Below are 24,696 nucleotides of genomic sequence, written 5' to 3' on the forward strand. Positions count from 1 at the left end.
GGTGGTTTCCGATCGGCGCAAGAACCCTCAGGCCGTGCTCTTCGCCTGCGGCATGAATCAGGTGCGCTCACCCATGGCCGCAGCGATCATGCAGTATTTCCACGGCAACCGGGTCTTCGTCGAGAGCGCCGGCGTCCACAAGGGCGAGCACGATCCCTTCGTCGATGCCGTCATGGAGGAGATCGGGATCGACACCCGCAAGACCAAGCCCAAGACGATCGAGGAACTCGAGGAGTGGGAGGGCCTGAACTTCGACCTCGTCGTCACCCTCGCCCCCGACGCGCACCATACGGCCCTCGACCTCACGCGCACCAACGACATGGAGGTCGAGTACTGGCCGACCCCCGACCCGACCCTGGCGCAGGGGTCCCGCGAGCAGAAGCTCGATGCCTATCGCCAGGTGCGCGACATGCTGATGCAGCGAATCCGCCAGCGCTTCACCCGCTCCGCCATGGGCAACGAATAGGGTCTCAGCTGGCCCGCAGCCGCTCCAGCGCCTCGCTCCACAGCGTCCGCGTCAGGTCGCCGGCGCCCATCTCGCGGCCGAGGGAGGCTGCCTGCCCGGCCCAGAGCGAGGAGAAATCGGCGCTGCCCGCGGCCTCGGCTTTCGCCTTCAGCGGCAGGAGCGCGCCGCCCGCCGTCGGAAAGGCCGGCGCATCGGTGGAGAGCGGCCCCACCTCCCGCATCAGCCGGTTGACGAGCCCGCGCGCCGGCCGCCCGGTGAACAGGTTGGTCAGGGCCGTGCCATCGTCCTTGGCCTCGCGCAGCGCCGCCCGGTGCATGGGCGTGATGGTGGCCTCCGGGGTGAAGAGATAGGCGGTGCCGATCTGCACCGCGGAGGCGCCGAGGGCGAAGGCGGCGACGATGCCGCGCGCATCGGCGATGCCGCCGGCGGCGATCACCGGCACCTCGACCGCGTCCACCACCTGCGGCAGCAGCGCGAAGAGCCCGGGCTGATTGGCCAGGTCCTCGGAGAGGAAGAGGCCGCGATGGCCCCCCGCCTCATGGCCCTGGGCGATGACGGCATCGGCCCCGTGGTCCTCCAGCCAGCGGGCCTCGTCGACCGTAGTGGCGGAGGAGATGACCCTGGCCCCGGTCGCCTTGACGCGGTCCATGAGGTCGGCAGCCGGCAGGCCGAAATGGAAGCTCACGACCTCCGGACGGAACGCCTCGACCACCGCACAGAAGGCCGCGTCGAAGGGCGTGCGGTTGGAGGCCGGGACCGGCGCGGCGGGGTCGATCCCGAGTTCGGCGTAGTAGGGCGCGAGCCGCGCCCGCCAGGCCGCTTCGCGGGCCGCATCGGCGGCCGGCGGGCGGTGGCAGAAGAAATTGAGGTTGACCGGCTTGGCCGTACGCTGGCGGATCAGCGCCAGTTCGGCGCGCATCGCGTCGATGCCGAGGAGCGCGCCCGGCAGCGAGCCGAGGCCGCCGGCTTCCGAGACCGCGACCGCCATGGCCGCGCCCTGGGCGCCGGCCATGGGCGCCTGGATGATCGGCAGGTCGATGCCGAAAAGCGTCTGGATGCGGCGGTCGAGCGGCATGGCGGCCCTCCATTCGGTCGGGCGCAGACAATAGCCCCCTCGCGCCGGGACGGAAGGGGGTCTGGCGTTGGAGGGCTATCCGCCGCCTGACTTCCAGGGATCTGCACGACCCGCGTGCAGGCCGCCCTGCGCCCACGGTCAGCCGCCACTCACGGCCGCCAGCCGGTCTCCATCGGCACGTCGTCCTCGGGCGGCGGCGGCTTGGGCTCGGCGGCACGGGCTTCGTCGATCACCGCGAGAAGGGCGACGAGGGCCGCTTCCACGCCCTCGCCCGAGGTCGCCGACAGGGCGAGCGGTGTCCTCTTCGCCGCCCGCTTCAGCCGCGCCATCTGCTCCTTGCGCGTCTCCGGATCGAGCGCGTCGACCTTGGCCAGCGCCACGATCTCCGGTTTCTCGGCGAGGCCGTGGCCATAGGCCTCGATCTCCTTGCGCACCATCTTGTAGGCCTTGCCGGCATGGTCGCAGGTGCCGTCGACGAGGTGCAGGAGCACCCGGCAGCGCTCGACATGGCCGAGGAAACGGTCGCCGAGCCCGACACCGTCATGGGCGCCCTCGATGAGGCCGGGAATATCGGCGAGCACGAATTCGCGGGCCCGCGCGCGCACGACGCCGAGGCCGGGATGCAGCGTGGTGAAGGGATAGTCGGCGATCTTCGGCTTGGCCGAGGTGGTGGCGGCCAGAAACGTCGACTTGCCGGCATTGGGCATGCCGATCAGGCCGGCATCGGCGATCAGCTTCAGCCGCAGGATGACCCAGGCCTCCTTGGCCGGCTGGCCCGGATTGGCATAGCGCGGCGACTGGTTGGTGGCGCTCTTGAAATGGGCATTGCCGAAGCCGCCATTGCCGCCAGTGAGCAGCACGAAACGCTGGCCGACCGTGGTGATGTCGGCGATCAACGTCTCGCCATCCTCCTCGAAGATCTGCGTGCCGGCCGGCACTTTCAGCACCACGTCGGCGCCGCGCGCGCCCGCGCGGTTGCGGCCCATGCCGTGCATGCCGATCTTCGCCTTGAAATGCTGCTGGTAGCGGTAGTCGATCAGGGTGTTCAGACCGTCGACACATTCGACCACGACATCGCCGCCGCGGCCGCCGTCGCCGCCGTCCGGGCCACCGAACTCGATGAACTTGGCGCGATGGAACGACACGGAACCGGCACCGCCGGCACCCGCCTTCACATAGACCTTGGCCTGATCGAGGAACTTCATGGACTTCCGCTCGCCGCCGGAAGGGCGGAGCGGGTCTCTACCCCATCGGGGCGGCCCCGTCCAAGAAAAACGCCCCAAATGGCCCCTGAAAAGCGCCGAGCGGCCGCATTGCTGCGACCGCCCGGTTTCTCAGGCACCACCGTTCCCCCGAATGGATGGAGCCCGATAAGGTATGGCTCCATCATGTCGGCGGGCGCCTGCCGGCGCCTTGATGCGGATCAATCAACCCCCGCTGGCATGGGCGATGAGCCGCCCCATGAAGGCGTCGGCCTTGGCGAGTTCGCCCGCCTCGACATATTCGTCGGGCTTGTGAGCCTGTTCGATGGAACCCGGCCCGACGATGGCGCTGGGGATGCCGATCTGCTGGAACAGGCCCGCTTCGGTGCCATAGGCGACCTTGGCGTGGTCGTTGCGACCGGCGAGGCGCTTGGCGAGCACGGTCACGGGCGCATCCGCCGCGGTGTCGAGGCCCGGCACCAGCGCCAGTTCCTGGAAGGTGAAGCCGGCGCCGGCATGGATGGCCTTCATCGGCGGCTCCAGGACCTCATAGGCATAGGCCTCGATCTCCGCGACGATGGCATGCGGGTCGTCGCCGGCGACGCAGCGCAGGTCGAAATCGACGACGCATTCGCCGGCGACGATGTTGCGCACCGTGCCGCCGCGGATGACGCCGACCGAGGTGGTCGAGCAGGGCACGGCATAGAGCGGGTCGAGATCGGTGCGCGCGGCGAGACGCTGGCCGATTTCGTTGATCTTGACGATCAGCTTGGCCGCCTCCTCGATGGCGTTGACCCCGTGCGGCCGCAGCGAGGAATGCGCCTCGAAACCCTTCACCGTGACGCGCATCGGCCGCCCGGTCTTGTGGGCGATGACGACCTGCATGTTGGTCGGCTCGCCGACGAAACAGGCCTCGGGCTTCAGCGGCCTCTCCTTCAGCACGGCGAGCAGGGTGCGCACGCCGCGGCAGCCCACCTCTTCGTCATAGGAGATGGCGAGATGGATCGGCTTCTTCAGCGGCGCCGCCGCCATGGCCGGCACGGCGGCCAGCGCCGCGGCGACGAAACCCTTCATGTCGCAGGTGCCGCGGCCGAAATAGCGCCCGTCCTTCTCCACCAGCGAGAAGGGATCGGTCGACCAGTCCTGCCCGTCCACCGGCACCACGTCGACATGGCCGGAGAGCACGTAGCCGGCGACGTCCTGCGGGCCGATGGTGACCCAGAGATTCGCCTTCTCACCCGTCTCGTCATAGACCCGCTCGCCGCTGATGCCGTGACCGGCGAGATAGTCCTCCACCCAGTCGAGGAGCGGCAGGTTGGAATTGCGGCTGGTCGTGTCGAAGGCGACGAGCTTGCCGAGGATGTCGACGGTGGACAGATGCGCCATGGCTCAGGCCTTCCCCGCCTGCGCCTTGGCACGGATGGCGTCGATCGTGGTGGTCGGCGTGATGGCCTGCTGGTCGAGGAAGCAATGGATGATGGCCGGCTTGCCCGAGGCCATCGCCCGCTCGAAGGCCGGAGCGAATTCCGCCGTCTCGCGCACCGTCTCGCCATGGCCGCCGTAGGCGCGCGCGAGCGCGGCGAAATCCGGGTTCTTCAGCGTCGTCGCCGAGATGCGGGTGGGATAGTCGCGCTCCTGATGCATGCGGATCGTGCCGTACATGCCGTTATCCACGACGATGACGATGATGGGCAGGTCATACTGGCAGGCCGTGGCGAATTCCTGCCCGTTCATCATGAAGCAGCCGTCGCCGGCGAAGGCGATGACGGTCCTGTCCGGGTGCATGCGCTTGGCGCCGACCGCGGCCGGCGTGCCATAGCCCATGGAGCCCGAGGTCGGGGCGAGCTGCGATCCGTACTTCCGGAAGCGCAGGAAGCGGTGGACCCAGGTGGCATAGTTGCCGGCGCCGTTGCAGACGATGGCATTTTCGGGAAGCCTGTCGCGCAGCCAGGCCATGACCTCGCCATACTGGAAGGCGCCGGGCAGACGGGCCGGATTGCCGGTCCAGGCGAGATAGCTCTCATGCGCCGCCTTGGCAGCGCCCGCCCAGGCGATGACCTGCGGCGGCTGCACGCCCTCGAGCGAGGCCGCGAAGGCCGTCGGGCTCGCCTGGATCGGCAGATGCGCCTGGTAGACGCGGCCGATCTCCTCAGGCCCCGGATGCACATGGACGAAGGTCATCTGCGGCCGGGGAATGTCGATGAGCGTGTAGCTCTGCGAGGCGATCTCCGAGAGCCGGCCGCCCAGCGCGATGAGGAGATCGCTCTCCTTGATCAGCTTCAGCATGTCCGGATTGCCGCCGAGGCCGAGATCGCCGGCATAGTTGGGGTGGCTGTGGTCGAACAGCATCTGCCGGCGGAACTGGCAGATCACCGGCAGGTCGAAGCGCTCGGCGAAGCGCGTCACCGAGGAGACCGCCTTCTCCGACCAGCGCGAGCCGCCGAGCACCAGCACCGGCTTCTTCGCCGCCCACAAGAGCTTCTGGAATTTCGCCATGTCGGTGAGACCCGGCCAGGTCTCGGCGGCCTCCACATAGGGCGCGTCGACGACGGCGGCGCTTTCGGTCAGCATGTCCTCGGGCAGCACCAGCACAACCGGGCCGGGGCGGCCCTGCATGGCGGTGGCATAGGCGCGGGCCACCATCTCGGGGATACGGGCGCAATCGTCGATCTCGGCGACCCATTTGCACATGCCGCCGAAGAACTGCGTGTAGTCCATCTCCTGGAAGGCGTCGCGGCCGCGCATGGTGTGGTCGATCTGGCCGACGAAGAGGATCATCGGCGTCGAATCCTGCTGGGCGATGTGCAGGCCGGGCGAGGCATTGGTGGCGCCGGGGCCGCGGGTGACCATGCAGATACCGGGGCGTCCCGTGAGCTTGCCATAGGCCTCCGCCATCATGGCGGCCCCGCCCTCCTGCCGGCAGATGGTGACGGCGGATTTCGCGTCGTGCAGCGCGTCGAGCACGGCGAGGTAGCTCTCGCCCGGCACGCAGAAGACATGGTCGCAGCCCTGGGCGACGAGCTGGTCCACCAGAATCTGGCCGCCGGTGCGGGTGACGGTTTCAGCGCGCATGGATGAGGTCCTCGGATCGCGTCCGGCCGCTTTCGCCCGCAGCCTGGTTCGGCGCGGACCTTAGCGGCAGCGGCGCGGGGCGGGAAGCGCCGGAAATGCGGGAGGGGGTGGCGGGAATAGTCAGCAGCGACAATCTTCGAAGTTTATTTCCGTTCTCCACCCGCATCCTCATCCGCACCCGGGTCTGAGTGCTCCGTCTCGCCAACCAGCTCAAGCGTTCGCTCAATCCTGAGCTTCCTGACGCCCTTTTCCCGAGCAGCGATCCGTTTCATGCTTCGCACAACTGCTAGTACCCACAACGCCTCCGACTCAAGCGCAGGATACTGTGCTGCTGCCCGCTTCCGTTCCTTCAGGGTGTGAGCGATCCAATACCAACCGGCTCTATTGGAATTCAACCAAAATTCTACAAAAAGCTCGACCGGAATATGCGCCAGGACCGGCAAGTCATCAAATTCAAGACTGCCATCGCGCGTGTAACACAGTTTCTCGAAAAATTTCTCTCCGTCTACTTTCATGACCTCAAGCAGATCCGGAACTGAATCAATGAGATTCTTCTCTACCGCTACAGTACGCTGATGAACAAGGTGGTCAAACACACGCTGAAATTCGTCGCGGTATTCATCTTCGACCCAATATTGAACACCGTCATGCGAGCGCCCAAACGTTTCCGCCCAACGATGCCCCCGCTCGCGTGGCGGAAGCCGCCCCTGTCTCAATAAATCGTCAATGTAACAAAGAGCTTCGTTCGCAACATCGTTGATTGTACCATCAATGACCCCTCGGGTCACCAACATCATCTGCAGTGCAACGACGTGCAATATCTCTCCCGATTGGACAAACTGACGCTCAGTGAATTGCCGCCACATCTCCTCAATCGCGGCATTGACAGTTACATCATCAAGCGCATTAAAGTTCATTACCAGCCTCCAAGCTGGCAGTTTACCTTTCTCCGCAAAAAATTCCGAATTATCTAAAGACTCGTTTATTCGTCGCGGATCAAAATTCCCGAATGAGATCGTCTGAGTAATGACATCATCATTCAACACAGAGCTGGAAAACCGAACGAGCTTATGCCTCTCAGCAAGAGCAATGATTGGTGGGGCAACATCATCAGATTTATTTCTAGCTAGCGAAAAGTGGTAACTATTAATACGGTCGCCCCTCCTGACGAGATCGCCATCAGAAATTTCGCTGGCGCGGTATGCTATCGACAGCGCGCAAAAAAGTCGAACAGCCTCAATGATTGCTGGACCGTGTGGGATATGGCGGGCATCCAGGGCCGAGAGGAGGCGATCGACATCCTCGACAACCTGGCGAAGTATTCTCAATGATTTTACATTTGATTCCTTGAATACGCCGAGAACCTCGCTTTTAATATCAACCCCCTCAAACTTTCCAAATAGAATCTCAGAGAGCTGGCAAAATACTCCATATGCCCCGTCAATGTCCGGCTCCAATCGTAACGTATGCCCAAAGATCTTCTCTTTTGAATTTTGGAAACTATCAACGATTTTCTTTTCGTGTGCAATTACGATAACACGGCATCCATGATGCTCTACGTATCGGTTTATAACTCCAAGTATTTTGCTCAGCTTTACCGAGCATCGCTCTAGGTCGTCAAATATAATTGGCTTTGCAGCGTCAACCTGGGTTTTAACGAAATTACCAATTATCAATGACGCTAGGCCGTTTATACCGACAGATCCGTATCCCGGCACTCCAAGGTTGATCGCGCTGATCTTATCAGAAAGACCTTTAAGCGATGCCTTATTTGGAAACATCTGAGCAAAAACAGCCGCCTCAATCTCCTCAATCGAATTGAGACTAAACAGGCTTACATAGTTAGCCTTTTCTTCGGATAAAAGTCCTCGTATCTTATAGGTCTTACCAACACCCCAGTCACCGGTCACGAGAACAGCATAGCCGGGAGCCTGGCGCGATACATAATAAGATAGATAATTATCTATATATGAATTCGCACCTTCAATATTTTCGGCCCTCTTCTTCTGCAGCTCCTGCCCCTGACTAGCTTCGGGCTCGTTTCTCTTTCTTCGGGTGAACCACACGTAGTACCTCCCCAACCTGACAGTCATCCACCTTGGGAACCGCCAACCCGCTTTAGTTCCTGCTCCGCCCCCTCAATCCCCCCGCAGCGCAAAAGCCTTCTTCGCCGCCGGGCGCGCCATGGCCGCCTCGTACCAGCCCTTGATTGCCGGCTTGTCGGCGAGGAGCGACGAGAAGCGCAGGTAGAACACGCAGCACGCCACGTTCAGGTCGGCGATGGTGAAGCGGTTGCCGACGAGATGGCCGCCGTGGCTGGCGAGATGGCCCTCCAGCACGGCGAGCGGCGCCTTCAGCGTCTCCGTGCTCTTCGCCACCACGGCCGGGTCGCGCTCGGCGACAGGCTTCAGCGTCTCATGCTGCATGAGGGCGAGCGCCGCGGCCTCCACCTCGGTCACCGCCCACATCGACCACATGGTCATCAGCCCGTCCTCGTCCACCGTTTCCGGCGCCAGCGGCCCGCCGGCCTTTTTGGCGAGGTGCAGGTTGATGGCGAGCGATTCCCACAGGATGACGCCGTCGACATCGGCCGCCGGTACCCGGCCGTTGGGGTTGATGGCGAGGAAATCGGGCTGGCGCGAGCCTTCCGGCCCATAGACCACCGGCGCGTGGGTATAGGTGAGGCCGAGTTCCTCGCAGGCCCAGAGGTTGCGGATCGCCCGCGACTTGGCGATGCCGTAGATGGTGATGCTCATGCGAGGCCTCATTGGCGGAAGGAATCCCGCGCGATGATAAGCCGCTGCACCTCGCTCGTCCCCTCATAGATGCGGGTGATCCGCGCATCCCTCACATGCCGTTCGACGGGATAGTCGGCGCAGTAGCCGGCGCCGCCGTGGAGCTGCAGGGCGGTGTCGGTGGCCCGCCCCGCCGCCTCGGAGGCGAAGAGCTTGGCCATGGAGGCCTCGCGGCCGAAGGGCTCGCCGCGGTCCTTCTTCGCCGCCGCCGAGAGAATGAGGAGCCGCGCCGCCTCGAGCTCGGTCTCGCGGTCCGCCACCATCCACTGGATGCCCTGGAAATCGGCGATGGCCTGGCCGAACTGCCGGCGCTCCTTCACATAGGCCTTGGCCGCGTCCATGGCGGCGCGGGCGATGCCGAGCGAGAGCGCGGCGATGCCGATGCGCCCGCCGGCAAGTTCGCCCACCGCGATGCGGAAGCCGTCGTCGAGCTTGCCCATCAGCGCCGTCGCCGGCACCCGGCAGCCGTCGAAATGCACGGTGTTGGTGGCCGAGCCATGCTGGCCGAGCTTCCTCTCCGCCTTGCCGATGGACAGGCCCGGCGTGCCGGCCTCGACGAGGAAGCAGGAAATGCCCTTGCCCTTCCGCGCCTCCGGGTCGGTCACCGCCCAGACGATGAAGAGCCCGGCATATTCGGCCGAGGTGATGTAGATCTTCTCGCCGTCGAGCACGAAATGATCGCCGTCACGGCGGGCGCGGGTCTTCATGCCGGCGGGATCGGAGCCGGCGCCGGATTCGGTCAGGCAGAAGCCGGCGGCGGGATAGGTGCCGTCGGCGATCTTCGGGATATAGGCGCGCTTCTGCGCCTCCGAGCCCACCGCCTGGATCACCTCGGCCACCATGTTGGTGACGGAGGCGGTGACCCCCGTGGCGGCGCAGGCATAGCCGAGTTCCTCGATGGCCAGCGCAAAGGCCACCGTGCCGGCTTCCGTGCCACCGAAGGCGGCATCGACATTGACCGCCATGAACCCCGCCTCGGCGAAGACCTTGAGGTTTTTCAGGAACTGGTCGCGGCCCTCGCCGCGGTCGAGGACGGGCGCCAGCGGCGCGGCAATCTCCTGCGCCATGGTCCGCGCGGTGTCGCGGATGAGAAGCTCTTCCTCGGTGAGTGCGAACTGCATGGGCGGCCTCCGGTCGTCATGAGGTCTTAGGGGAGGCGGCGGGGGCCGGCAATCCGGCGGAACGGCGGTGGGGGAAGGGGGGCGCCCCTCCAGCCGTTCGGTTGGCAATGTCGAAAGGCCCCACCCGCACCCACCCCGCTCCGCGGAGAGGGGGACTTCGACGTGGCGTCACGTTTCATGCGCCGTGCCTGGCGCGACGGCCAAAGGCAGGTCGCGGAGGTCATAGTCCCCCTCCCCGCGCAGCGGGGAGGCTAGGGGCCGGGCCATCCTGACCGCCGTCTTGAACCCTGCCGTGGCAGGGCATGACGAAAGCCCTTCCACCCGCTAATCATTCCCCATGACCTTTGCCTCCGATCCCCGCGCCTTTCTTCTCTCGCTCGGCCATGCCGCCATCGCCGCCGCCCTGCCCGACCGCATGGCCGACCACCTGCCCGCCGCGCCCGCCGGCCGCACCCTCGTCGTCGGCGCCGGCAAGGCGGCGGCCAGCATGGCCCAGGCCTTCGAGCGCCTCTGGCCGGCGCCGCTGGAGGGCACGGTCGTCACCCGCTACGGCCATGCCGTGCCCTGCAGCCGCATCACCGTGCTTGAGGCCTCCCACCCGGTGCCCGACGCGGCGGGCCTTGCCGCCACCCGGGCCATCCTCGCGCGCCTCGACGGCCTCACCGCCGATGACCTCGTCGTCGCCCTGATCTCCGGCGGCGGCTCGGCCCTCCTCGCCCTGCCCGGCGGCGACCTCACCCTCAACGACCTCAAGGCGGTCAATGCCGCCCTGCTCGCCTCCGGTGCTGACATCACCGCCATGAACTGCGTCAGGAAACATGTCTCGGCCGTCGCCGGCGGACGGCTGGCGGCGGCGGCCCATCCCGCCCGCCTCGTCACCATCGCCATTTCCGACGTGCCGGGTGACGATCCCGCCGTCATCGCCTCGGGGCCGACCGTTCCCGACCCGACGACGCGGGAGGAGGCGCTCGCCATCGTCGCCCGCTACCGCATGGACCTGCCGGCGGCGGTGATGGCCCATCTCGCCAGCCCCGCCTGCGAGAGCATCAAGCCGGACCACCCGGCCTTCGCCGCCGGTCACGACGTCCGCCTCATCGCCCGTCCCGTCGAGAGCCTGCGCGCCGCCGCCCGCATCGCCGCGGCGGCGGGCCTGCCGACCCTCATCCTCGGCGACACGATCGAGGGTGAGGCGCGCGACGTGGCGCAGGTCCATGCCGCGCTCGCCCGATCGGTGCTGGAACACGCCCTGCCCGCGGCGCCGCCCCTGCTGATCCTGTCGGGCGGCGAGACCACCGTCACCCTGCCGAAGGACCGCCCGATCGGCCGCGGCGGCCGCAATTCGGAATTCGCCCTGGCCCTGGCCGCCGCCATCCTGCCGCTGCCGCGGCCCCTGCGCGACCGTATCCACGCCATCGCCCTCGACACCGACGGCATCGACGGCATCGAGGCCAATGCCGGCGCCCTGGTGACGCCGGACATCCTCGCTGCGGCCGAGGCCCGGGGGCTTTCGCCGCGGATCTTCCTCGACCGTCACGACGGCTTCGGCTTTTTCGCCGCCCTCGACGGCCTGGTTGTCACAGGACCGTCACACACCAACGTCAACGATTTCCGCGCCATCCTCGTGCAATGATGGCGTCGCGGTCCGGCTCGGGGGATGACACATGACGATGCGCTTCGTCCGCTCGGGCATCCGCCTCGGCCTCGCCCTGATGGCATTGACCGTGGCCGGGCCGGAGGCGCGGGCCCAGGCGCGCACCCAGGTGACGCTCTACACCTCCGTCGAGACCGACCAGCTCGCCGTGTTCAAGCAGGCGATCGAGTCGGACCTGCCCGACATCGAGGTCCGCTGGGTGCGCGATTCGACCGGCGTCATCACCGCCCGGGTGCTGGCCGAGCGGGAGAACCCGCGCGCCGACATGATCTTCGGCCTGGCGGCGACGAGCCTCCTGCTCTTCGCCTCCTCCAACCTGCTCGAACCCTACAGGCCGAAGAACATCGACGAGATCAAGCCGGCCTTCCGCGATTCCGCGCCGCTCCCCCGATGGACCGGCATGGACGCCTATGTGGCGGCGATCTGCTTCAACCGGGACGAGGCCCGCAAGGTCGGCGCCCCGGCCCCGATCCGCTGGCGCGAATTGCTCCACCCGGCCCTGCGCCAGCGCATCGTCATGCCGCATCCCGCCTCGTCGGGCACCGGCTTCCTGCTTGTCGCCGGCTGGATCCAGATGATGGGCGAGGAGGCCGCCTGGGCCTTCATGGAACAGCTGCACGACTATGTCGCGATCTACACCCATTCCGGCAGTGCGCCCTGCGTCCAGTCGGCGCGCGGCGAACGGGTGGTGGGCCTGTCCTTCGACATGCGCGGCGCGCGCGAGAAGTCGATGGGGGCCCCCATCGACGTCATCGTGCCGGAGGACGGCGCCGGGTGGGAAATGGAGGCCTTCGCGCTGGTCCGCGACCGCCCGGTGCGCCAGGCCGACGCCGCCCGCCGGATCGCCGACTGGGCGACCAGCCGGCGCGCCAACGAACTCTATGCGCAGTTCTATGCGGTCGTGGCCCACCGCGACGTGGTCAACCGCCCGCCCCATTATCCGCCCCATGCCGAGGAGCGCATGCTGCGCAATGACTTTTCCTGGATGGCGCAGAACCGCGACCGCATCCTCTCCGAATGGTCGCGTCGCTTCGACAACCGGATGCCGGCGCCGCGCTGAGCGGCGGCGGAATGCGAAACGGCCCCGCGCCTTGGGAGCGACGGGGCCGTTACGGTTTTGAGGAGCCGGGACGGCCCTTGGCCGCCCCTGTCCCGCGGCGTCAGTTGCCGGCGGTGACGCCGGCGGCGCGGATGACCGGAGTCCACTTGGCGATTTCCGCCTCGAGGAAGGCGCGCAGGCCGGCGGGCGTCGCGAGGTTGTCGGCCGGCAGGTCGGCGCCAAGCTCGGCAAGGCGTGCCCGGACGCCGGCATCGGCGAGCGCCGCGTTGAGCCGATTCACGATCGGCTCGGGCGTACCCTTCGGCGCCAGCATGGCGTTCCATACCACCACCTGGTAGCCGGGCAGGCCGGCCTCGGCCGTGGTCGGGACATCCGGCAGGGCGGCGTTGCGCGTCGCCTGGGCGACGGCGAAGGCCTTGATCGTGCCGGCACGGACCTGCGGGGCGACGTTGACGACCTGGTCGCAGAGATAGTCGACCTGGCCGGCGACGAGATCGTTCATGGCCGGGCCGGTGCCGCGATAGGGAACGCTCTGCGGCTTCACGCCGAGGGTGGCGTGCAGCAGCAGGCAGGTCGTGTGGCTGACCGAACCGATGCCGGCATGGGCGTTGTTGGCGGTGCGCTCGTTGGCCTTCAGCCAGGTGACGAACTCGGCGAGATTGTTCGCCGGCAGGGCCTTCTTCGCCGTGATCAGGATGGCATTGGTATTGACCACGCCGATCTGGGCGAAATCGGTGACCGGATTGTAGCGCAGGTTCGGATAGAGCGCGACGGACGCGGCATGGGTGCCGGTATGGCCGATCATGATCGTGTAGCCGTCGGGCGGCTGCTGGGTGAGACGGGTGGCGCCCGTGGTACCGCCGGCCCCCGCCACATTCTCGATCACCACGGACTGGCCGAGCGACCGCGACATGGCCTCAGCGACAATGCGCCCGACCACATCGGTCGGGCCGCCGGCAGCGAAGGGAATGATCATGGTGATGGGACGGGTCGGATAGGTCTGCGCGGCAGCCGGAGCGATGCCGGCAAAGGCTGCGACCGCGCCAGCGGCGATAAGGTGGCGTCTGTTCATGCGGATCCTCCTGGAAGTGCAATATCGTGCCCGGCGCCGATGGGGAGGCCCGGTTATGGACTTCGCATACTCAATTCCAACCGACTTGAATAGATTGACGTAGCGCACCGGCGGGCGCCGGCAAGGAGACCACGATATGAGCGAGCGCGCGGCCACCGACAGCCTTTTCCCCGGCTTCCGGCTGGAAGACGTCAAAACTTCGGGCACGACGATCCGTCTGCGCACCGGCGGGTCCGGTCCCGCCCTGCTGCTGCTCCACGGCTATCCGCAGACGCACGCCCTCTGGCACAAGGTCGCACCCCGGCTCGCCCAGCGCTACACGGTGGTCGCTGCCGACCTGCGCGGCTATGGCGACAGCGGCAAGCCGGAGACCACCGCCGACCACGCCCCCTATTCCAAGCGCGCCATGGCCCAGGACATGGCGGAGGTGATGACCGCCCTCGGCCACGAGCGCTTCTTCCTCGCAGGCCACGACCGTGGCGGGCGGGTCGCCCACCGCCTCGCCCTCGACCATGCCGACCGGGTGCGCAAGCTCGCGGTCCTCGACATCGCGCCGACCCGGGAAATGTATCGCGACACGACCGACGCCTTCGCCAGGGCCTATTGGCACTGGTTCTTCCTGATCACGCCGGCCCCTTTTCCGGAGCGCATGATCGGCTCCGATCCCGACGCCTACTGGCTGAAGAAATGCGGATCGGGCGCGGCCGGCCTGACGCCCTTCGCTCCCGCCGCGCTGGCGGAATATCTGCGCTGCTTCCGCGACCCCGCCGTCATCCATGCCAGTTGCGAGGACTATCGCGCCGCCGCCACCATCGACATCGCCCATGACGATGCCGACGGCGACCGCAAGGTGACCTGCCCGGTTCGGGTGCTCTGGGGCCAGCACGGCGTCATCGCCAGCTGTTTCGACGCCCTCGCCCTGTGGCGCGAGCGCGCCCTGGATGTCAGCGGCCAGGCGCTGCCGGGCGGGCACTATCTCGCCGAGGAGCTTCCCGAGGAGGTCGCCGGGGAGTTGGAGGCCTTTTTCGGGTGAGGTTGCCGTCTGCCGACCACGCCTCCCGCTTTTCCCCGCTGAGGGAGAGATCAAGGGCGGTGCCGTGGACGGGCAGTCAGCAAGCTCCGACAAAAGGGCGCGCGCCCTCCCATCACCTCAGTTCGCCGTCACCCCGGCCGCCTTGATCACCGGCGTCCACTTGTCGACTTCGGCCGCGACATGCGCACGCAGCGCTTCCGGCGTCTGGCCCGCCGCATCGGGGATCTCGCAGCCGAGCTCGAGCAGCCGCTTGCGCACCGCCTCGTCGGCAAGCGCGGCCCGGCCGGCGGCGTTGAGCCGGTCGACGATCGGCCGCGGCGTCCCCTTGGGCGCGAAAATGGCGTTCCAGCCCACGGCCTGGAAGGCGGGCAAGCCGCCTTCCGTGCTGGTCGGCACGTCGGGCGCCGTCGGCAGCCGGGCGGGTGTCGCCACCACGAAGGTCTTCAGGTTGGCGAGTTGCGGCACGATCCCGACCGTCTGGTCGCAGACATAGTCGAGCTGCTTGCCGAGCAGCGCCGCCATGGCCGGACCCGAACCGCGGAACGGCACGTGCTGGACCGGCGCGCCGACGAGGTGATGGAAGAAGATGCAGGTCAGGTGCGAGGTGGAGCCGACGCCGCCATGACCGTAATTGTAGCGGGCCGGATTGGCGCGGATCAGCGCGATCATTTCCTGCAGCGTATTGGCGGGAAAGTCCTTGTGGGCCGCGATCAGCATCGGCGTCCCGGCCGTGTTGATCACCGGCTCGAAGTCGGTGCGCGGGTCGTAGGCAAGGCGCGGATAGAGACCGACCGAGGCGGAGTGGGTGCCGAGATTGCCCATCATGATCGTGTAGCCGTCGGGGGTCGCCCGCGCCACACGGGTCGAGGCCGTGGTGCCGCCGGCCCCCGCGGCATTTTCCACCACGATGGTCTGGCCGAGCGTGCGCGACATGTGGTCGGCCACGATCCGGGCGATGATGTCCGTCGGTCCGCCCGCCGCGAAGGGCACGATCAGGGTGATCTGGCGGCTGGGATAGACATCGGCATGGGCCGGTCCGGCGAAGGCGGCGGCGGCGAGCGCGGCAAGGCCGCAGATGATGCGTCTCATGGGATCCTCCCTTGGATGGTCTCGGCCGCTTGGCGCGGCACTGGTCTGCGGCCGATGCCGCTACAGGTGTTTCAGCCCCCAGGCCTTGAGGAGCGGCAGAAGTTCGCCTTGGGTGCGCTGGCGATGGCGCCGCGCCGCCGCATCCGCCGCCGCGCCGTCGCCGGCGCGGATCGCCGCGATGATCGCCGCGTGTTCACCGGAGGAGGCCCCGAGATTGCCGCGCAGGTGCAGCGTCAGCATCCGGGCGCGGTGCATCTGGTCGCCGACCGTCCGGGCGATGCGGCTGATGCGCCCATTGGCGGCGCTCTCGACCAGCGCCCGGTGAAACACATCGTCCGCCTCGCCCCAGGCCCTGATGTCCCCCGCGGCGAGCGCGGCCTCCATTCGCCCGTTGGCCGCCGCCAGCCGCGCGGTGGCCGCGGCGCGGTCGGCATCCGGGCGGGCGGCGGCGAGTTCGGCAGCGCGGCCCTCGATGGCGATCATGACGTCGTAGATCTCGCGGACATCATCCGGCGCCAGGGCGCAGATGACGATGCCGCGCTTCGGCACGATGCGGACGAGACCTTCCTCCTGCAGCTTCAGCACGGCCTCGTGGACCGGCGTGCGGCTGACACCCAGACGCAGGGCGATCTCCTGGGCCGAGGCCTGATAGCCCGGCGCGAAGGTGCCGTCGAAGATCGCCGCCTTGATGGCCGCATAGGCGTCATCGACCCGCGAGGGCCGCCTGTCCACCGTCGCTCCGATCCCTGCCGTCATCGCATCCTCACCCGCCGACTCATAACAACTTCCATGGAAGCTGCAATGGAATGTTGACAGCCGACCTCCGGCAGAGCATTGGGCGATGGACAGGAGAAGCCACATGAAGACCCATCGCATCGCCGCCATTCCTGGAGACGGCATCGGCACCGAGGTCGTCGCGGCCGGTGTCGCGGTGCTGGAGGCGCTCGCCGCCCGCGACGGCGGCTTCGCCATGGCCTTCGACCATTTCGACTGGGGCGGCGACTACTACAAGCGCCACGGCCGCATGATGCCGGAGGACGGCCGCGCGCAGATCCGCCACCACGACGCGATCCTCTTCGGCTCAGCCGGCCATCCCGACATTCCCGACCACATCACGCTCTGGGGGCTGAGGCTCGCCATCTGCCAGCCCTTCGACCAATACGCCAATGTGCGCCCGACCCGCATCCTGCCGGGCATCACCTCGCCGCTGCGCCATGTCACGGGACCCGAGCTCGACTGGGTCATCGTCCGCGAGAATTCCGAGGGCGAATATGCCGGCGTCGGCGGCCGCGTCCACCAGGGCCTGCCGATCGAGGCGGCCACCGACGTGTCGATGATGACCCGCGCCGGCGTCACCCGCATCATGCGCTTCGCCTTCCGCCTGGCGCAGTCCCGGCCGCGCAAGCTGCTCACCGTCGTCACCAAGTCCAATGCCCAGCGCTACGCCATGGTCATGTGGGACGAGATCGCCGTCGAGGTGGCACAGGAATTCCCGGACGTGACCTGGGACAAGGCCATCGTCGACGCCATGACCATGCGCATGACCCTCAAGCCCGAGACGATCGACACCGTCGTCGCCACCAACCTGCACGCCGACATCCTGTCCGATCTCGCCGCGGCGCTCGCCGGCTCGCTTGGCATCGCGCCGACCGCCAACCTCAACCCGGAACGCGAATTCCCCTCCATGTTCGAGCCCATCCACGGCTCGGCCTTCGACATCATGGGCAAGGGCGTCGCCAATCCGGTCGGCACCTTCTGGTCCGCGTCGATGATGCTCGACCATCTCGGCGAGCCGGCGGCCGCGGCGCGGCTGATGCGCGCCATCGAGCGCGTCACCGCCGACCCGTCGCTGCACACACCCGATCTCGGCGGCCGGGCGACGACGCGGCAGGTGACGGAGGCGGTCATCGCCGCCATCAAGGCCGACAACGAATAGCAGGTCGTCGCGCCGGCCTCTGGTCCGCGGGGTGGCGCGCGTTTATGCCGACCTCCAACGGCTGAAACGGTCCCTCGTCGCGTCATGGCCGGGCTTGTCCCCGCCATCCACGACTGGCACACGAGGGCGAAACACAAAGTCGTGGATGCCCGGCCCAAGGCCGGGCATGACGTGAAGAGCACGGCGCCGTCGACAGGGCGCCGCAGGACCGAGGAGACCCCCGCATGGCCCGTTCCAACACCTACAAGCTCGCTGTCATCCCCGGCGACGGCATCGGCACGGAGGTCATGCCCGAGGGCCTGCGCGTGCTGGAACGTGCTGCCGCCAAGTACCGGTTCTCGGTCGACCTCGACCACCACGACTTCTCGTCCTGGGCCTACTATGAGAAGCACGGCCGCATGATGCCGGAGGACTGGAAGGCGAAGATCGGCGGCTCCGACGCCATTTTCTTCGGCGCCGTCGGCATGCCCGACAAGATCCCCGACCACATCTCGCTCTGGGGTTCGCTGCTGCTGATGCGCCGCGAGTTCGACCAGTACGTCAACCTGCGCCCGGTCAAGCTGATGCCGGGCGTGCCCTCGCCGCTGGCCGGCCGGAAGCCCGGCGACATCGACTTCTTCGTCGTGCGCGAGAACACCGAGGGCGAATATTCCTCCGTCGGCGGCCGCATGTTCCCCGGCACCGACCGCGAGATCGTGCTGCAGGAGACGGTGATGACGCGCATCGGCGTCGACCGTATCCTCAAATATGCCTTCGAGCTGGCGATGAAGCGCCCGCGCCGGAAGCTCACCAGCGCCACCAAGTCCAACGGCATCTCGATCTCGATGCCCTACTGGGACGAGCGCGTGGCCGAAATGAAGAAGTCCTATCCGGACGTCGCGGTCGACCAGTACCACATCGACATTCTCACCGCGCATTTCGTGCTGAACCCGGACCGCTTCGACGTCGTCGTCGCCTCCAACCTTTTCGGCGACATCCTCTCCGACCTCGGCCCGGCCTGCACCGGCACGATCGGCATCGCCCCGTCGGGGAACATCAACCCGGACCGCAAGTTCCCCTCGCTCTTCGAGCCAGTCCACGGCTCCGCCCCCGACATCGCCGGCAAAGGCATCGCCAACCCGGTCGGCCAGATCTGGTCGGCGGCCATGATGCTCGACCATCTCGGCGAGCCCGAGGCCGCCGCCGCCATCGTCCGCGCCATCGAGGAGGTGCTGGCCAAAGCCGAGTACCGCACCCGCGACCTCGGAGGCACCGCCGATACCGTGGCCTGCGGCAAGGCGATCGCCGACGCCCTCGGCTGAGGCGGCCGGCACGGCAGGTCTGGAGCCGCCACGCATTGGTGGCGTCGTGATTTTGGGCTGGCATTCCGCCACAAAGACGTTAAGACCGCCACGCATTGTCGCTTGCGCGGGCACAGTCCCGCATCAATCGGATGGATTGTTGATGGACAACCAATTCTGGATCGGTCTTCTCCAGATCATATGGATCGACCTTCTCCTTTCCGGTGACAATGCGGTTGTCATTGCTCTTGCCTGTCGCGGCCTGCCCGAGAAGCAGCGCAAATGGGGCATCCTGCTCGGCGCCGGCGCGGCCGTCGGCCTGCGAATCCTCTTCGCGCTGATCATCACCTATCTGCTGGCGGTTCCCTTCCTCAAGCTGGTCGGCGGCCTGCTGCTGTTCTGGATCGCCACCAAGCTGATCGTCGGCGAGGAGGGCGGTGACGGGCACGGTGGCATCGAGGAGAGCGACAACCTGTGGAAGGCGGTCCGCACCGTCGCCATCGCCGATGCCGTGATGAGCCTCGACAACGTCATCGCCATCGCCGCCGCCTCCCACGGCAATGTCTGGCTCTTCATCTTCGGCCTGGCGCTGACCATCCCGCTGATCATCTTCGGCTCGACGCTGATCCTCGGCATCATCGAGCGCTACCCGGTCTTCGTCTGGGCCGGTGCCGCCCTGCTCGGCTGGATCGCCGGCGAGATGCTGCTCAGCGACCCGGTCGTGCTGCGCCAGCTCATGGTCTGGGGCACCGGTCTCGTCACCCCGGTGGAGGCCAGCCAGGTCTATCCGGCCGGCCTGAAACCCGTCGCCCTCGCCCATTACGGCTCGGCGGTGATCGGCGCCATCATCGTGCTCGCGCTGGGCTATGTCCTGCGCAAGCGCCGCAACGAAGCCGCCGCCAGCCACTGAGCGGACGGCCGCACGCCACAGACCAGGCCCGCCCACATGGCGGGCCTTGTCGTGTCCGCTTGCGAAACGCAGGCTTCAGCCGCGGCTGACCATGCCGGAGGCGACGGTGAACAGGTCGGCCCGGTCGCCCAGCGCGGCGAAGGCATGGGGGTCGGCGCCCGTCATCCAGACCTGTGCCCCGAGGGCCTCCAGCGCATCGTAGAGGGCGCCGCGGCGTTCGGGATCGAGATGGGCCGCCACCTCGTCCAGCAGCACGATCGGCGTGAAGCCCGCCATCTCCGCCACCAGCCGGGCATGGGCGAGGACGAGGCCGATCAGCAGCGCCTTCTGCTGGCCGGTCGAGCAGCGCTCGGCCGGCGCGCCGGAAGGCCCGTGCACCGCGAGCAGGTCGGTGAGATGCGGCCCGACCGTCGTGCGGCCGGCGGCACGGTCGCGGTGGCGGTTGTCGCGCAGCACGGCGCGGTAATCGTCCTCAACGGCAAGGGCCGGCCGCTCCAGCACGCCGGCTTCCAGCGTGCCGTCCAGGGCCAGCAGCGCCCAGGGAAAGGGCGAGCCGGGGTCCTTGGTCGCGCCGATGAGCCCGGCGAGCCGGCGTACCGCCTCGGCCCGCGCCGCGGCGACGGCAACCGCGAGTTCGGCCGTCTCGTGCTCCACCGCAGCGAGCCAGGCGGGATCCGGCGCGTGGTCCTCCAGGAGCCGGTTGCGCGAGCGCAGTGACCGCTCCAGCGCATTGACCCGGCTGCCATGCTCGGCATCCACCGCCAGCACCAGCCGGTCGAGAAAGCGCCGCCGCTCGCCGGCCGAGCCGAGAAAGAGCCCGTCCATGGCCGGGGTCAGCCAGACGACCCGCACATGATCGGCGAAGGCAGTGGCCGAGCCCACCGCCACGCGGTCGATGCGGCACTGGCGCGCGCGCACGTCGGGATCGCCGCCGTCGATGCCGGTGCCCAGCACCGCCTCGTCATAGGGGCCGACCAGGGCGGCGCTGACCGCCCAGCCGCCATCCCCCTGGTCGAAGGACGCTTCCGCCAGCGTGGCGCGGCGCAGGCCCCGTCCCGGCGTCAGGAAGGACAGGGCCTCCAGGATATTGGTCTTGCCGGCGCCGTTCTGCCCGACCAGCGCTACGAGGGCGGCTTCGGGCTCCAGCGTCGCGGCGCGATAGCTGCGGAAGCGCGACAGCGACAGCCGCGTGATGCGGCCGCGCAGCGGCGCGGTTCCCGCATCGTCCACCGGCCGTTCAAGCCCCTGAATCGTCTCCGCCATGGGCTCCTTATGGCGATGCGGCAGATTCGGCGCCACCCCGGAAATGGCGGCAGCGCCCCCGACCCGGCGTCACCGGCACAGGCCGACGGACTCGCCCCCCGGCCGTCCGGAGCGACCCCTCACGCCGCCGGCTTGTCGGCCTCGTAGGTGAAGCGGAAGTCGCAATGCGAGGCCCCCTGCATGATGGTCTGGGTGCGCTCGAGCTTCAGCTTGGGATCATAGCCCTCGCAGAACGTGCCGTCGCGCTGGCAGGACAGCAGCGCCCCGATCTCGCCGAGGCCCATGGCCTTGTACATTTCGGAATAGCGGCAGCGCACCACGTTGAAAGCGTAGGTGGTCTCGGTCCGCCCGATCTCCTCGACGGTGAGGGCGCCTTCCGCCGTCCACAGCGGCTGCATGGCGATGAAGCCCTGCAGGGAGGGCCCCTCCGGCGACTGGGCGGCGAAACGGGCGGCCTGTTCGAGGGCCGAGCGGCGCACTGCCTCGCCGATGGTCGAGCGCGCCACGTCGATGCCGTGGCTCTCCTTCAGCTGGTCATAGACGTGCTTGAGGATTTCCGCCTCGATGCGCCGCTTCTCGATCATCGACAGGCCGGCGGGATGGGCCGGGGGCGCAGCCGGTGCGGTGGTGGCGGCAGTCATGGCGGGGGCTCCTTCGAACGGTTCGAAAGAGACAGGGAAGCCGGATCGGGGCCGCCTGGCAAGAGGCCCGCTCGCGGGCCTGCTGCGCCCGTCAGGCGACGTTGGCGGGCGGCATGATGCCCCGGGCCCTGAGGCGCGGCTCGACCAGCAGCTTGCGCGGCTCGGGTCCGTAATAGCCGTTGAGATGCACCATCGGCCGCGGCTTGACGATGATCGAGATGATCCGCTCGAGCAGCGCCTTGCCGGAGATCGGCTTGGCGACGAATTCATGCACCCCGAGACGCGTCGCCTCCATCACCCGCCAGCGCTCGAGATGCGAGGTGAGCATGATGATCGGCACGTCCGGCACGGGAAAGCTTCGGGGGTTGCGCACGATGCGCAGCATCTCGGCCCCGTTCAGCATCGGCATTTCCCAGTCGAGAATGACGATGTCGGGCGCATGGACGCGGATATGCTCGAGGCCGGCGAGGCCGTCGGCGGCCTCATGCACGGTCTTGATCCCGATATTGGTCAGGATGTTGCGCACCACCTTGCGCATGAACTGGTTGTCGTCGACGATCAGCACGTCGACGCTGGACAACAACTGTTCCGCCTTCTTCGAGATCAGGCCATTCATCCGGCTGCACCCACTCTGTCGCCACTGGAGGGGACACTAGGCGGGCCGTCTTGAACCGCGGCTAAGCCGATCGAATCAATTTGAGTGAAGTTGCATTTTTTCGCGCAGCGCCGTCGACGACAGCGGCGACTTGATGCCGTGCAGGAAGACCCAGGCCGGCGGGCGGGCCGCAGCAAGGAGTCGACCATCGGCCTCGCTCATCCGGTAGCGGGACAATGTCTGCGCCGCCACACCGGCGGCGGCCTTCAGGCTGGCGCCCGGCCGGTCCACCACCGCAAGGGGCAGGAGCCCGGCAATGCCGCGCCAGTTCTGCCAGAGGTGGAACTGCGCCAGATTGTCCGCGCCCATGATCCAGACAAAACGCACGCCGCGGCAACGCGCCTTCAGCTGGGCGATCGTGTCGAAGGTGAAGCGCGTGCCGAGCGCCGCCTCGACACCGGTGACGTGGATGCGCGGATGGCCGGCGAGCCGGCGCGCCGCGGCGATCCTCTCGGCGAGCGGCGCCAGGCCGCGCCCCGTCTTCAGGGGATTGCCGGGGCTGACCAGCCACCAGACCGCGTCGAGACCGAGGCGCCTGAGGGCCGTCAGCGCCACCAGCCGGTGGGCGTCGTGGGGCGGGTTGAACGACCCGCCGAACAGTCCGATCCGCATCCCCGGGGCATGGGGCGGCATGACGGGGCGGAGGCCGGCGCGGGGCCGGCGCCGGGCGATGCGGCTGCCATAGGGTCTCACGGACGGGTCTGTCCCGAACCGCGCACCCGGTATTTGAACGTCGTCAGTTGCTCGACGCCAACGGGACCGCGGGCATGCATGCGGCCGGTGGCGATGCCGATCTCGGCACCGAAGCCGAACTCGCCGCCGTCGGCGAACTGGGTCGAGGCATTGTGCAGCACGATTGCGCTGTCGACCTCGGCCAGGAACCGGTCGGCGGCCGCCTGGTCGGTGGTGACGATGGCGTCGGTATGGTGCGAGCCGTAGCGTTCGACATGGGCGATGGCCTCGCCAAGGCCGCTCACCACCTTGACGGCGATGATGGGGGCACTGAATTCCGTGCTCCAGTCCTCCTCGCTCGCCGGCGTCACGCGGGGGTCGACGATGCGCGTCAGGCTGTCGCCGCGCACCTCGCATCCGGTATCGAGCAGGGCCGCGACCAGCGGCCTGAGATGCGTGCCGGCACAGGCCTCGTCGACCAGCAGCGTCTCCGCCGCGCCGCAGACGCTGGTGCGCCGCATCTTGGCGTTGAGCACGATGGCCTTCGCCATGGCCAGCGGTGCGGCGCCATGGACATAGACATGGCAATTGCCGTCGAGATGCGCGAAGACCGGTACCCGTGCCTCGACCTGGACCCGCGCCACCAGGCTCTTGCCGCCGCGCGGAATGATGACGTCGATCGTGCCGCCGAGGCCCTGGAGCATCTGGCCGACCGCCGCCCTGTCGCGGGTCGGCACCAGCGAGATCGCCGCCGCCGGCAGGCCCGCCTGGTCAAGGCCGAGGGCGATCGCCTGGTGCAGGGCGCGGGAGGACCGGAAACTGTCGGAGCCGCCGCGCAGGATGGCGGCATTGCCGGATTTCAGGCAGAGCGCCGCGGCGTCCGCCGTGACGTTCGGGCGGCTCTCGTAGATGACGCCGATGACGCCGAGCGGCACGCGGACCCGCTCGATCCTGAGCCCGTTGGGCCGGTCCCAGGCCTCCATCACCGTCCCGACGGGATCGGCGAGGTCGCGCACCAGTTCGATTCCTGCGGCGATCGCCTCGACGCGGCCGGGATCGAGTGCCAGCCGGTCGATGAAGGATGGGCTCAGGCCGTCCTGGCGGGCGGCGGCGACATCCTCGGCATTGGCCTCGCAGATCAGCGCGGAGCGGGCCCGGATCGCCTGGGCCATGGCGGTCAGCGCGGCGTTCTTCTGAGCCGGGGTGGCAAGGGCGAGCCGGCGCGCCGCCGCCTTGGCGCGGCGGCCGATCTCCAGCATCACCTGCTCGGTGCTGGCCTCTTCGCTGGTCGCGCTGGGAGCCGCGGACATGGGAACCTCCGGAGCCGCCTTGCCTAGCACGGAGGCCCGAACAGGTAAAATCGAGCGGATCGCTGCATTCATCCGCCGTTCGGCGACTTTGGTTAACCGCGGATTAACGGTTCGCACCTGATCTAGAGGGGCGGTAATCCGAACCGCGCCAGCGCAGGCGCCATGACCGACGACCTCAACGCCCCGCTCGGGGTGGACAGCCAGCAGGAGACGAAGCGGCGGCTGCCGAAGCTGCCGCTCGTGCCGATCGCTGCCGGCGTGGTCGGCGTGCTCGTCGTCGGCATCGTCGGGGCCATCGCCTTCATCCACAATCCGCTCGGCGGCGAGCCGCGCGCCGTGACCGCCATCGCCGCGCCGGCCCCGCGCACCGCCGAGCCAGCCCCGCAGCAGGCG

General features: G+C 67.9%; 22 protein-coding genes and 1 pseudogene. 8 read left to right on the forward strand and 15 right to left on the reverse strand.

Annotation, left to right across the window (positions count from 1 at the left end):
* The first annotated feature begins 1 nt into the window (after window position 1).
* The gene (locus Q0C57_RS04430; protein ID WP_296572604.1) at window positions 2-466 is read left to right on the forward strand and encodes an arsenate reductase ArsC; all 465 of its coding nucleotides are present in this window, start codon (window positions 2-4) and stop codon (window positions 464-466) included.
* 4 nt (window positions 467-470) lie between these two features.
* Here Q0C57_RS04430 and Q0C57_RS04435 read toward each other — a convergent pair whose 3' ends face one another.
* The 7 genes from Q0C57_RS04435 to Q0C57_RS04465 all read right to left on the reverse strand — a co-directional run bounded on the left by Q0C57_RS04435 (window position 471) and on the right by Q0C57_RS04465 (window position 9,731).
* Window positions 471-1,541 (reverse strand): nitronate monooxygenase family protein, encoded by a 1,071-nt coding sequence (locus Q0C57_RS04435; protein ID WP_296572607.1) that lies wholly within the window; start codon window positions 1,539-1,541, stop codon window positions 471-473.
* Between the two features lie 149 nt (window positions 1,542-1,690).
* Window positions 1,691-2,746: a GTPase ObgE gene (gene obgE, locus Q0C57_RS04440; RefSeq protein ID WP_296572610.1), complete on the reverse strand. Its 1,056-nt coding sequence runs from the start codon at window positions 2,744-2,746 to the stop codon at window positions 1,691-1,693.
* 222 nt (window positions 2,747-2,968) lie between these two features.
* A complete protein-coding gene (gene argE / locus Q0C57_RS04445) occupies window positions 2,969-4,129 on the reverse strand; it encodes an acetylornithine deacetylase (protein WP_296572614.1) in 1,161 nt (386 codons plus the stop codon).
* Window positions 4,130-4,132: 3 nt separating this feature from the next.
* The gene (locus tag Q0C57_RS04450) at window positions 4,133-5,815 is read right to left on the reverse strand and encodes a thiamine pyrophosphate-binding protein (protein ID WP_296572617.1); all 1,683 of its coding nucleotides are present in this window, start codon (window positions 5,813-5,815) and stop codon (window positions 4,133-4,135) included.
* A 143-nt stretch (window positions 5,816-5,958) separates the two neighbouring features.
* Window positions 5,959-7,881 carry a P-loop NTPase fold protein gene (locus Q0C57_RS04455; RefSeq protein ID WP_296572621.1) on the reverse strand — a complete coding sequence of 641 codons (1,923 nt, stop codon included), beginning with the start codon at window positions 7,879-7,881 and terminating at the stop codon, window positions 5,959-5,961.
* Window positions 7,882-7,953: 72 nt separating this feature from the next.
* A complete protein-coding gene (locus Q0C57_RS04460) occupies window positions 7,954-8,571 on the reverse strand; it encodes a glutathione S-transferase family protein (protein ID WP_296572624.1) in 618 nt (205 codons plus the stop codon).
* Between the two features lie 8 nt (window positions 8,572-8,579).
* Window positions 8,580-9,731: an acyl-CoA dehydrogenase family protein gene (locus tag Q0C57_RS04465; RefSeq protein ID WP_296572627.1), complete on the reverse strand. Its 1,152-nt coding sequence runs from the start codon at window positions 9,729-9,731 to the stop codon at window positions 8,580-8,582.
* 337 nt (window positions 9,732-10,068) lie between these two features.
* Here Q0C57_RS04465 and Q0C57_RS04470 point away from each other — a divergent pair, with 337 nt between their 5' ends.
* A complete protein-coding gene (locus Q0C57_RS04470) occupies window positions 10,069-11,361 on the forward strand; it encodes a glycerate kinase (protein ID WP_296572630.1) in 1,293 nt (430 codons plus the stop codon).
* 31 nt (window positions 11,362-11,392) lie between these two features.
* On the forward strand, window positions 11,393-12,442 hold the full coding sequence (locus Q0C57_RS04475) for a putative 2-aminoethylphosphonate ABC transporter substrate-binding protein (protein ID WP_296572633.1): 1,050 nt from the start codon (window positions 11,393-11,395) through the stop codon (window positions 12,440-12,442).
* A gap of 100 nt (window positions 12,443-12,542) precedes the next feature.
* Here Q0C57_RS04475 and Q0C57_RS04480 read toward each other — a convergent pair whose 3' ends face one another.
* Entirely contained in the window at window positions 12,543-13,514 is a 972-nt protein-coding gene (locus Q0C57_RS04480; protein ID WP_296572637.1) for a tripartite tricarboxylate transporter substrate-binding protein, read from the reverse strand.
* 136 nt (window positions 13,515-13,650) lie between these two features.
* Between Q0C57_RS04480 and Q0C57_RS04485 the strand changes: the two genes are divergently transcribed.
* Window positions 13,651-14,547 carry an alpha/beta hydrolase gene (locus Q0C57_RS04485; protein ID WP_296572641.1) on the forward strand — a complete coding sequence of 299 codons (897 nt, stop codon included), beginning with the start codon at window positions 13,651-13,653 and terminating at the stop codon, window positions 14,545-14,547.
* A gap of 117 nt (window positions 14,548-14,664) precedes the next feature.
* Here the strand turns inward: Q0C57_RS04485 and Q0C57_RS04490 are convergent, their stop codons facing one another.
* A complete protein-coding gene (locus Q0C57_RS04490; protein WP_296572644.1) occupies window positions 14,665-15,636 on the reverse strand; it encodes a tripartite tricarboxylate transporter substrate-binding protein in 972 nt (323 codons plus the stop codon).
* Window positions 15,637-15,696: 60 nt separating this feature from the next.
* Window positions 15,697-16,392: a GntR family transcriptional regulator gene (locus Q0C57_RS04495; RefSeq protein ID WP_296572646.1), complete on the reverse strand. Its 696-nt coding sequence runs from the start codon at window positions 16,390-16,392 to the stop codon at window positions 15,697-15,699.
* A gap of 103 nt (window positions 16,393-16,495) precedes the next feature.
* Here Q0C57_RS04495 and Q0C57_RS04500 point away from each other — a divergent pair, with 103 nt between their 5' ends.
* The 3 genes from Q0C57_RS04500 to Q0C57_RS04510 all read left to right on the forward strand — a co-directional run bounded on the left by Q0C57_RS04500 (window position 16,496) and on the right by Q0C57_RS04510 (window position 19,762).
* Window positions 16,496-17,572, forward strand: coding sequence for a tartrate dehydrogenase (locus tag Q0C57_RS04500; RefSeq protein WP_296572649.1), 1,077 nt, complete (start codon window positions 16,496-16,498; stop codon window positions 17,570-17,572).
* Between the two features lie 224 nt (window positions 17,573-17,796).
* Window positions 17,797-18,873 carry a tartrate dehydrogenase gene (locus Q0C57_RS04505; RefSeq protein WP_296572652.1) on the forward strand — a complete coding sequence of 359 codons (1,077 nt, stop codon included), beginning with the start codon at window positions 17,797-17,799 and terminating at the stop codon, window positions 18,871-18,873.
* Between the two features lie 142 nt (window positions 18,874-19,015).
* Window positions 19,016-19,762 carry a TerC family protein gene (locus Q0C57_RS04510; RefSeq protein WP_296572655.1) on the forward strand — a complete coding sequence of 249 codons (747 nt, stop codon included), beginning with the start codon at window positions 19,016-19,018 and terminating at the stop codon, window positions 19,760-19,762.
* Window positions 19,763-19,837: 75 nt separating this feature from the next.
* Here the strand turns inward: Q0C57_RS04510 and recF are convergent, their stop codons facing one another.
* The 5 genes from recF to Q0C57_RS04535 form a co-directional block, all read right to left on the reverse strand.
* Window positions 19,838-21,025 carry a DNA replication/repair protein RecF gene (recF, locus tag Q0C57_RS04515; RefSeq protein ID WP_296572657.1) on the reverse strand — a complete coding sequence of 396 codons (1,188 nt, stop codon included), beginning with the start codon at window positions 21,023-21,025 and terminating at the stop codon, window positions 19,838-19,840.
* Window positions 21,026-21,144: 119 nt separating this feature from the next.
* Window positions 21,145-21,666: an L-2-amino-thiazoline-4-carboxylic acid hydrolase gene (locus Q0C57_RS04520; protein WP_296572660.1), complete on the reverse strand. Its 522-nt coding sequence runs from the start codon at window positions 21,664-21,666 to the stop codon at window positions 21,145-21,147.
* 91 nt (window positions 21,667-21,757) lie between these two features.
* The gene (locus tag Q0C57_RS04525) at window positions 21,758-22,282 is read right to left on the reverse strand and encodes a response regulator (protein WP_296572662.1); all 525 of its coding nucleotides are present in this window, start codon (window positions 22,280-22,282) and stop codon (window positions 21,758-21,760) included.
* Between the two features lie 75 nt (window positions 22,283-22,357).
* Window positions 22,358-22,954, reverse strand: a complete 597-nt coding sequence (locus tag Q0C57_RS04530) for a nicotinate-nucleotide adenylyltransferase (protein WP_296572699.1) — start codon at window positions 22,952-22,954, stop codon at window positions 22,358-22,360.
* Between the two features lie 56 nt (window positions 22,955-23,010).
* On the reverse strand, window positions 23,011-24,303 hold the full coding sequence (locus Q0C57_RS04535) for a glutamate-5-semialdehyde dehydrogenase (protein WP_296572665.1): 1,293 nt from the start codon (window positions 24,301-24,303) through the stop codon (window positions 23,011-23,013).
* 162 nt (window positions 24,304-24,465) lie between these two features.
* Between Q0C57_RS04535 and Q0C57_RS04540 the strand changes: the two are divergent.
* Window positions 24,466-24,696: pseudogene (locus Q0C57_RS04540) on the forward strand (divergent polysaccharide deacetylase family protein); the annotation flags it as partial.

Source organism: Phreatobacter sp. (assembly GCF_022843985.1).
Lineage (GTDB): Bacteria > Pseudomonadota > Alphaproteobacteria > Rhizobiales > Phreatobacteraceae > Phreatobacter.

Bases quoted from the DNA above. Each gene is read 5' to 3' on its own strand.
- Q0C57_RS04435 (WP_296572607.1), bottom strand. From the start codon at position 1,541: ATGCCGCTCGACCGCCGCATCCAGACGCTTTTCGGCATCGACCTGCCG.
- obgE (WP_296572610.1), bottom strand. From the start codon at position 2,746: ATGAAGTTCCTCGATCAGGCCAAGGTCTATGTGAAGGCGGGTGCCGGC.
- argE (WP_296572614.1), bottom strand. From the start codon at position 4,129: ATGGCGCATCTGTCCACCGTCGACATCCTCGGCAAGCTCGTCGCCTTC.
- Q0C57_RS04450 (WP_296572617.1), bottom strand. From the start codon at position 5,815: ATGCGCGCTGAAACCGTCACCCGCACCGGCGGCCAGATTCTGGTGGAC.
- Q0C57_RS04460 (WP_296572624.1), bottom strand. From the start codon at position 8,571: ATGAGCATCACCATCTACGGCATCGCCAAGTCGCGGGCGATCCGCAAC.
- Q0C57_RS04465 (WP_296572627.1), bottom strand. From the start codon at position 9,731: ATGCAGTTCGCACTCACCGAGGAAGAGCTTCTCATCCGCGACACCGCG.
- Q0C57_RS04470 (WP_296572630.1), top strand. From the start codon at position 10,069: ATGACCTTTGCCTCCGATCCCCGCGCCTTTCTTCTCTCGCTCGGCCAT.
- Q0C57_RS04475 (WP_296572633.1), top strand. From the start codon at position 11,393: ATGACGATGCGCTTCGTCCGCTCGGGCATCCGCCTCGGCCTCGCCCTG.
- Q0C57_RS04480 (WP_296572637.1), bottom strand. From the start codon at position 13,514: ATGAACAGACGCCACCTTATCGCCGCTGGCGCGGTCGCAGCCTTTGCC.
- Q0C57_RS04485 (WP_296572641.1), top strand. From the start codon at position 13,651: ATGAGCGAGCGCGCGGCCACCGACAGCCTTTTCCCCGGCTTCCGGCTG.
- Q0C57_RS04490 (WP_296572644.1), bottom strand. From the start codon at position 15,636: ATGAGACGCATCATCTGCGGCCTTGCCGCGCTCGCCGCCGCCGCCTTC.
- Q0C57_RS04495 (WP_296572646.1), bottom strand. From the start codon at position 16,392: ATGACGGCAGGGATCGGAGCGACGGTGGACAGGCGGCCCTCGCGGGTC.
- Q0C57_RS04500 (WP_296572649.1), top strand. From the start codon at position 16,496: ATGAAGACCCATCGCATCGCCGCCATTCCTGGAGACGGCATCGGCACC.
- Q0C57_RS04505 (WP_296572652.1), top strand. From the start codon at position 17,797: ATGGCCCGTTCCAACACCTACAAGCTCGCTGTCATCCCCGGCGACGGC.
- Q0C57_RS04510 (WP_296572655.1), top strand. From the start codon at position 19,016: ATGGACAACCAATTCTGGATCGGTCTTCTCCAGATCATATGGATCGAC.
- recF (WP_296572657.1), bottom strand. From the start codon at position 21,025: ATGGCGGAGACGATTCAGGGGCTTGAACGGCCGGTGGACGATGCGGGA.
- Q0C57_RS04520 (WP_296572660.1), bottom strand. From the start codon at position 21,666: ATGACTGCCGCCACCACCGCACCGGCTGCGCCCCCGGCCCATCCCGCC.
- Q0C57_RS04525 (WP_296572662.1), bottom strand. From the start codon at position 22,282: ATGAATGGCCTGATCTCGAAGAAGGCGGAACAGTTGTTGTCCAGCGTC.
- Q0C57_RS04530 (WP_296572699.1), bottom strand. From the start codon at position 22,954: ATGCCGCCCCATGCCCCGGGGATGCGGATCGGACTGTTCGGCGGGTCG.
- Q0C57_RS04535 (WP_296572665.1), bottom strand. From the start codon at position 24,303: ATGTCCGCGGCTCCCAGCGCGACCAGCGAAGAGGCCAGCACCGAGCAG.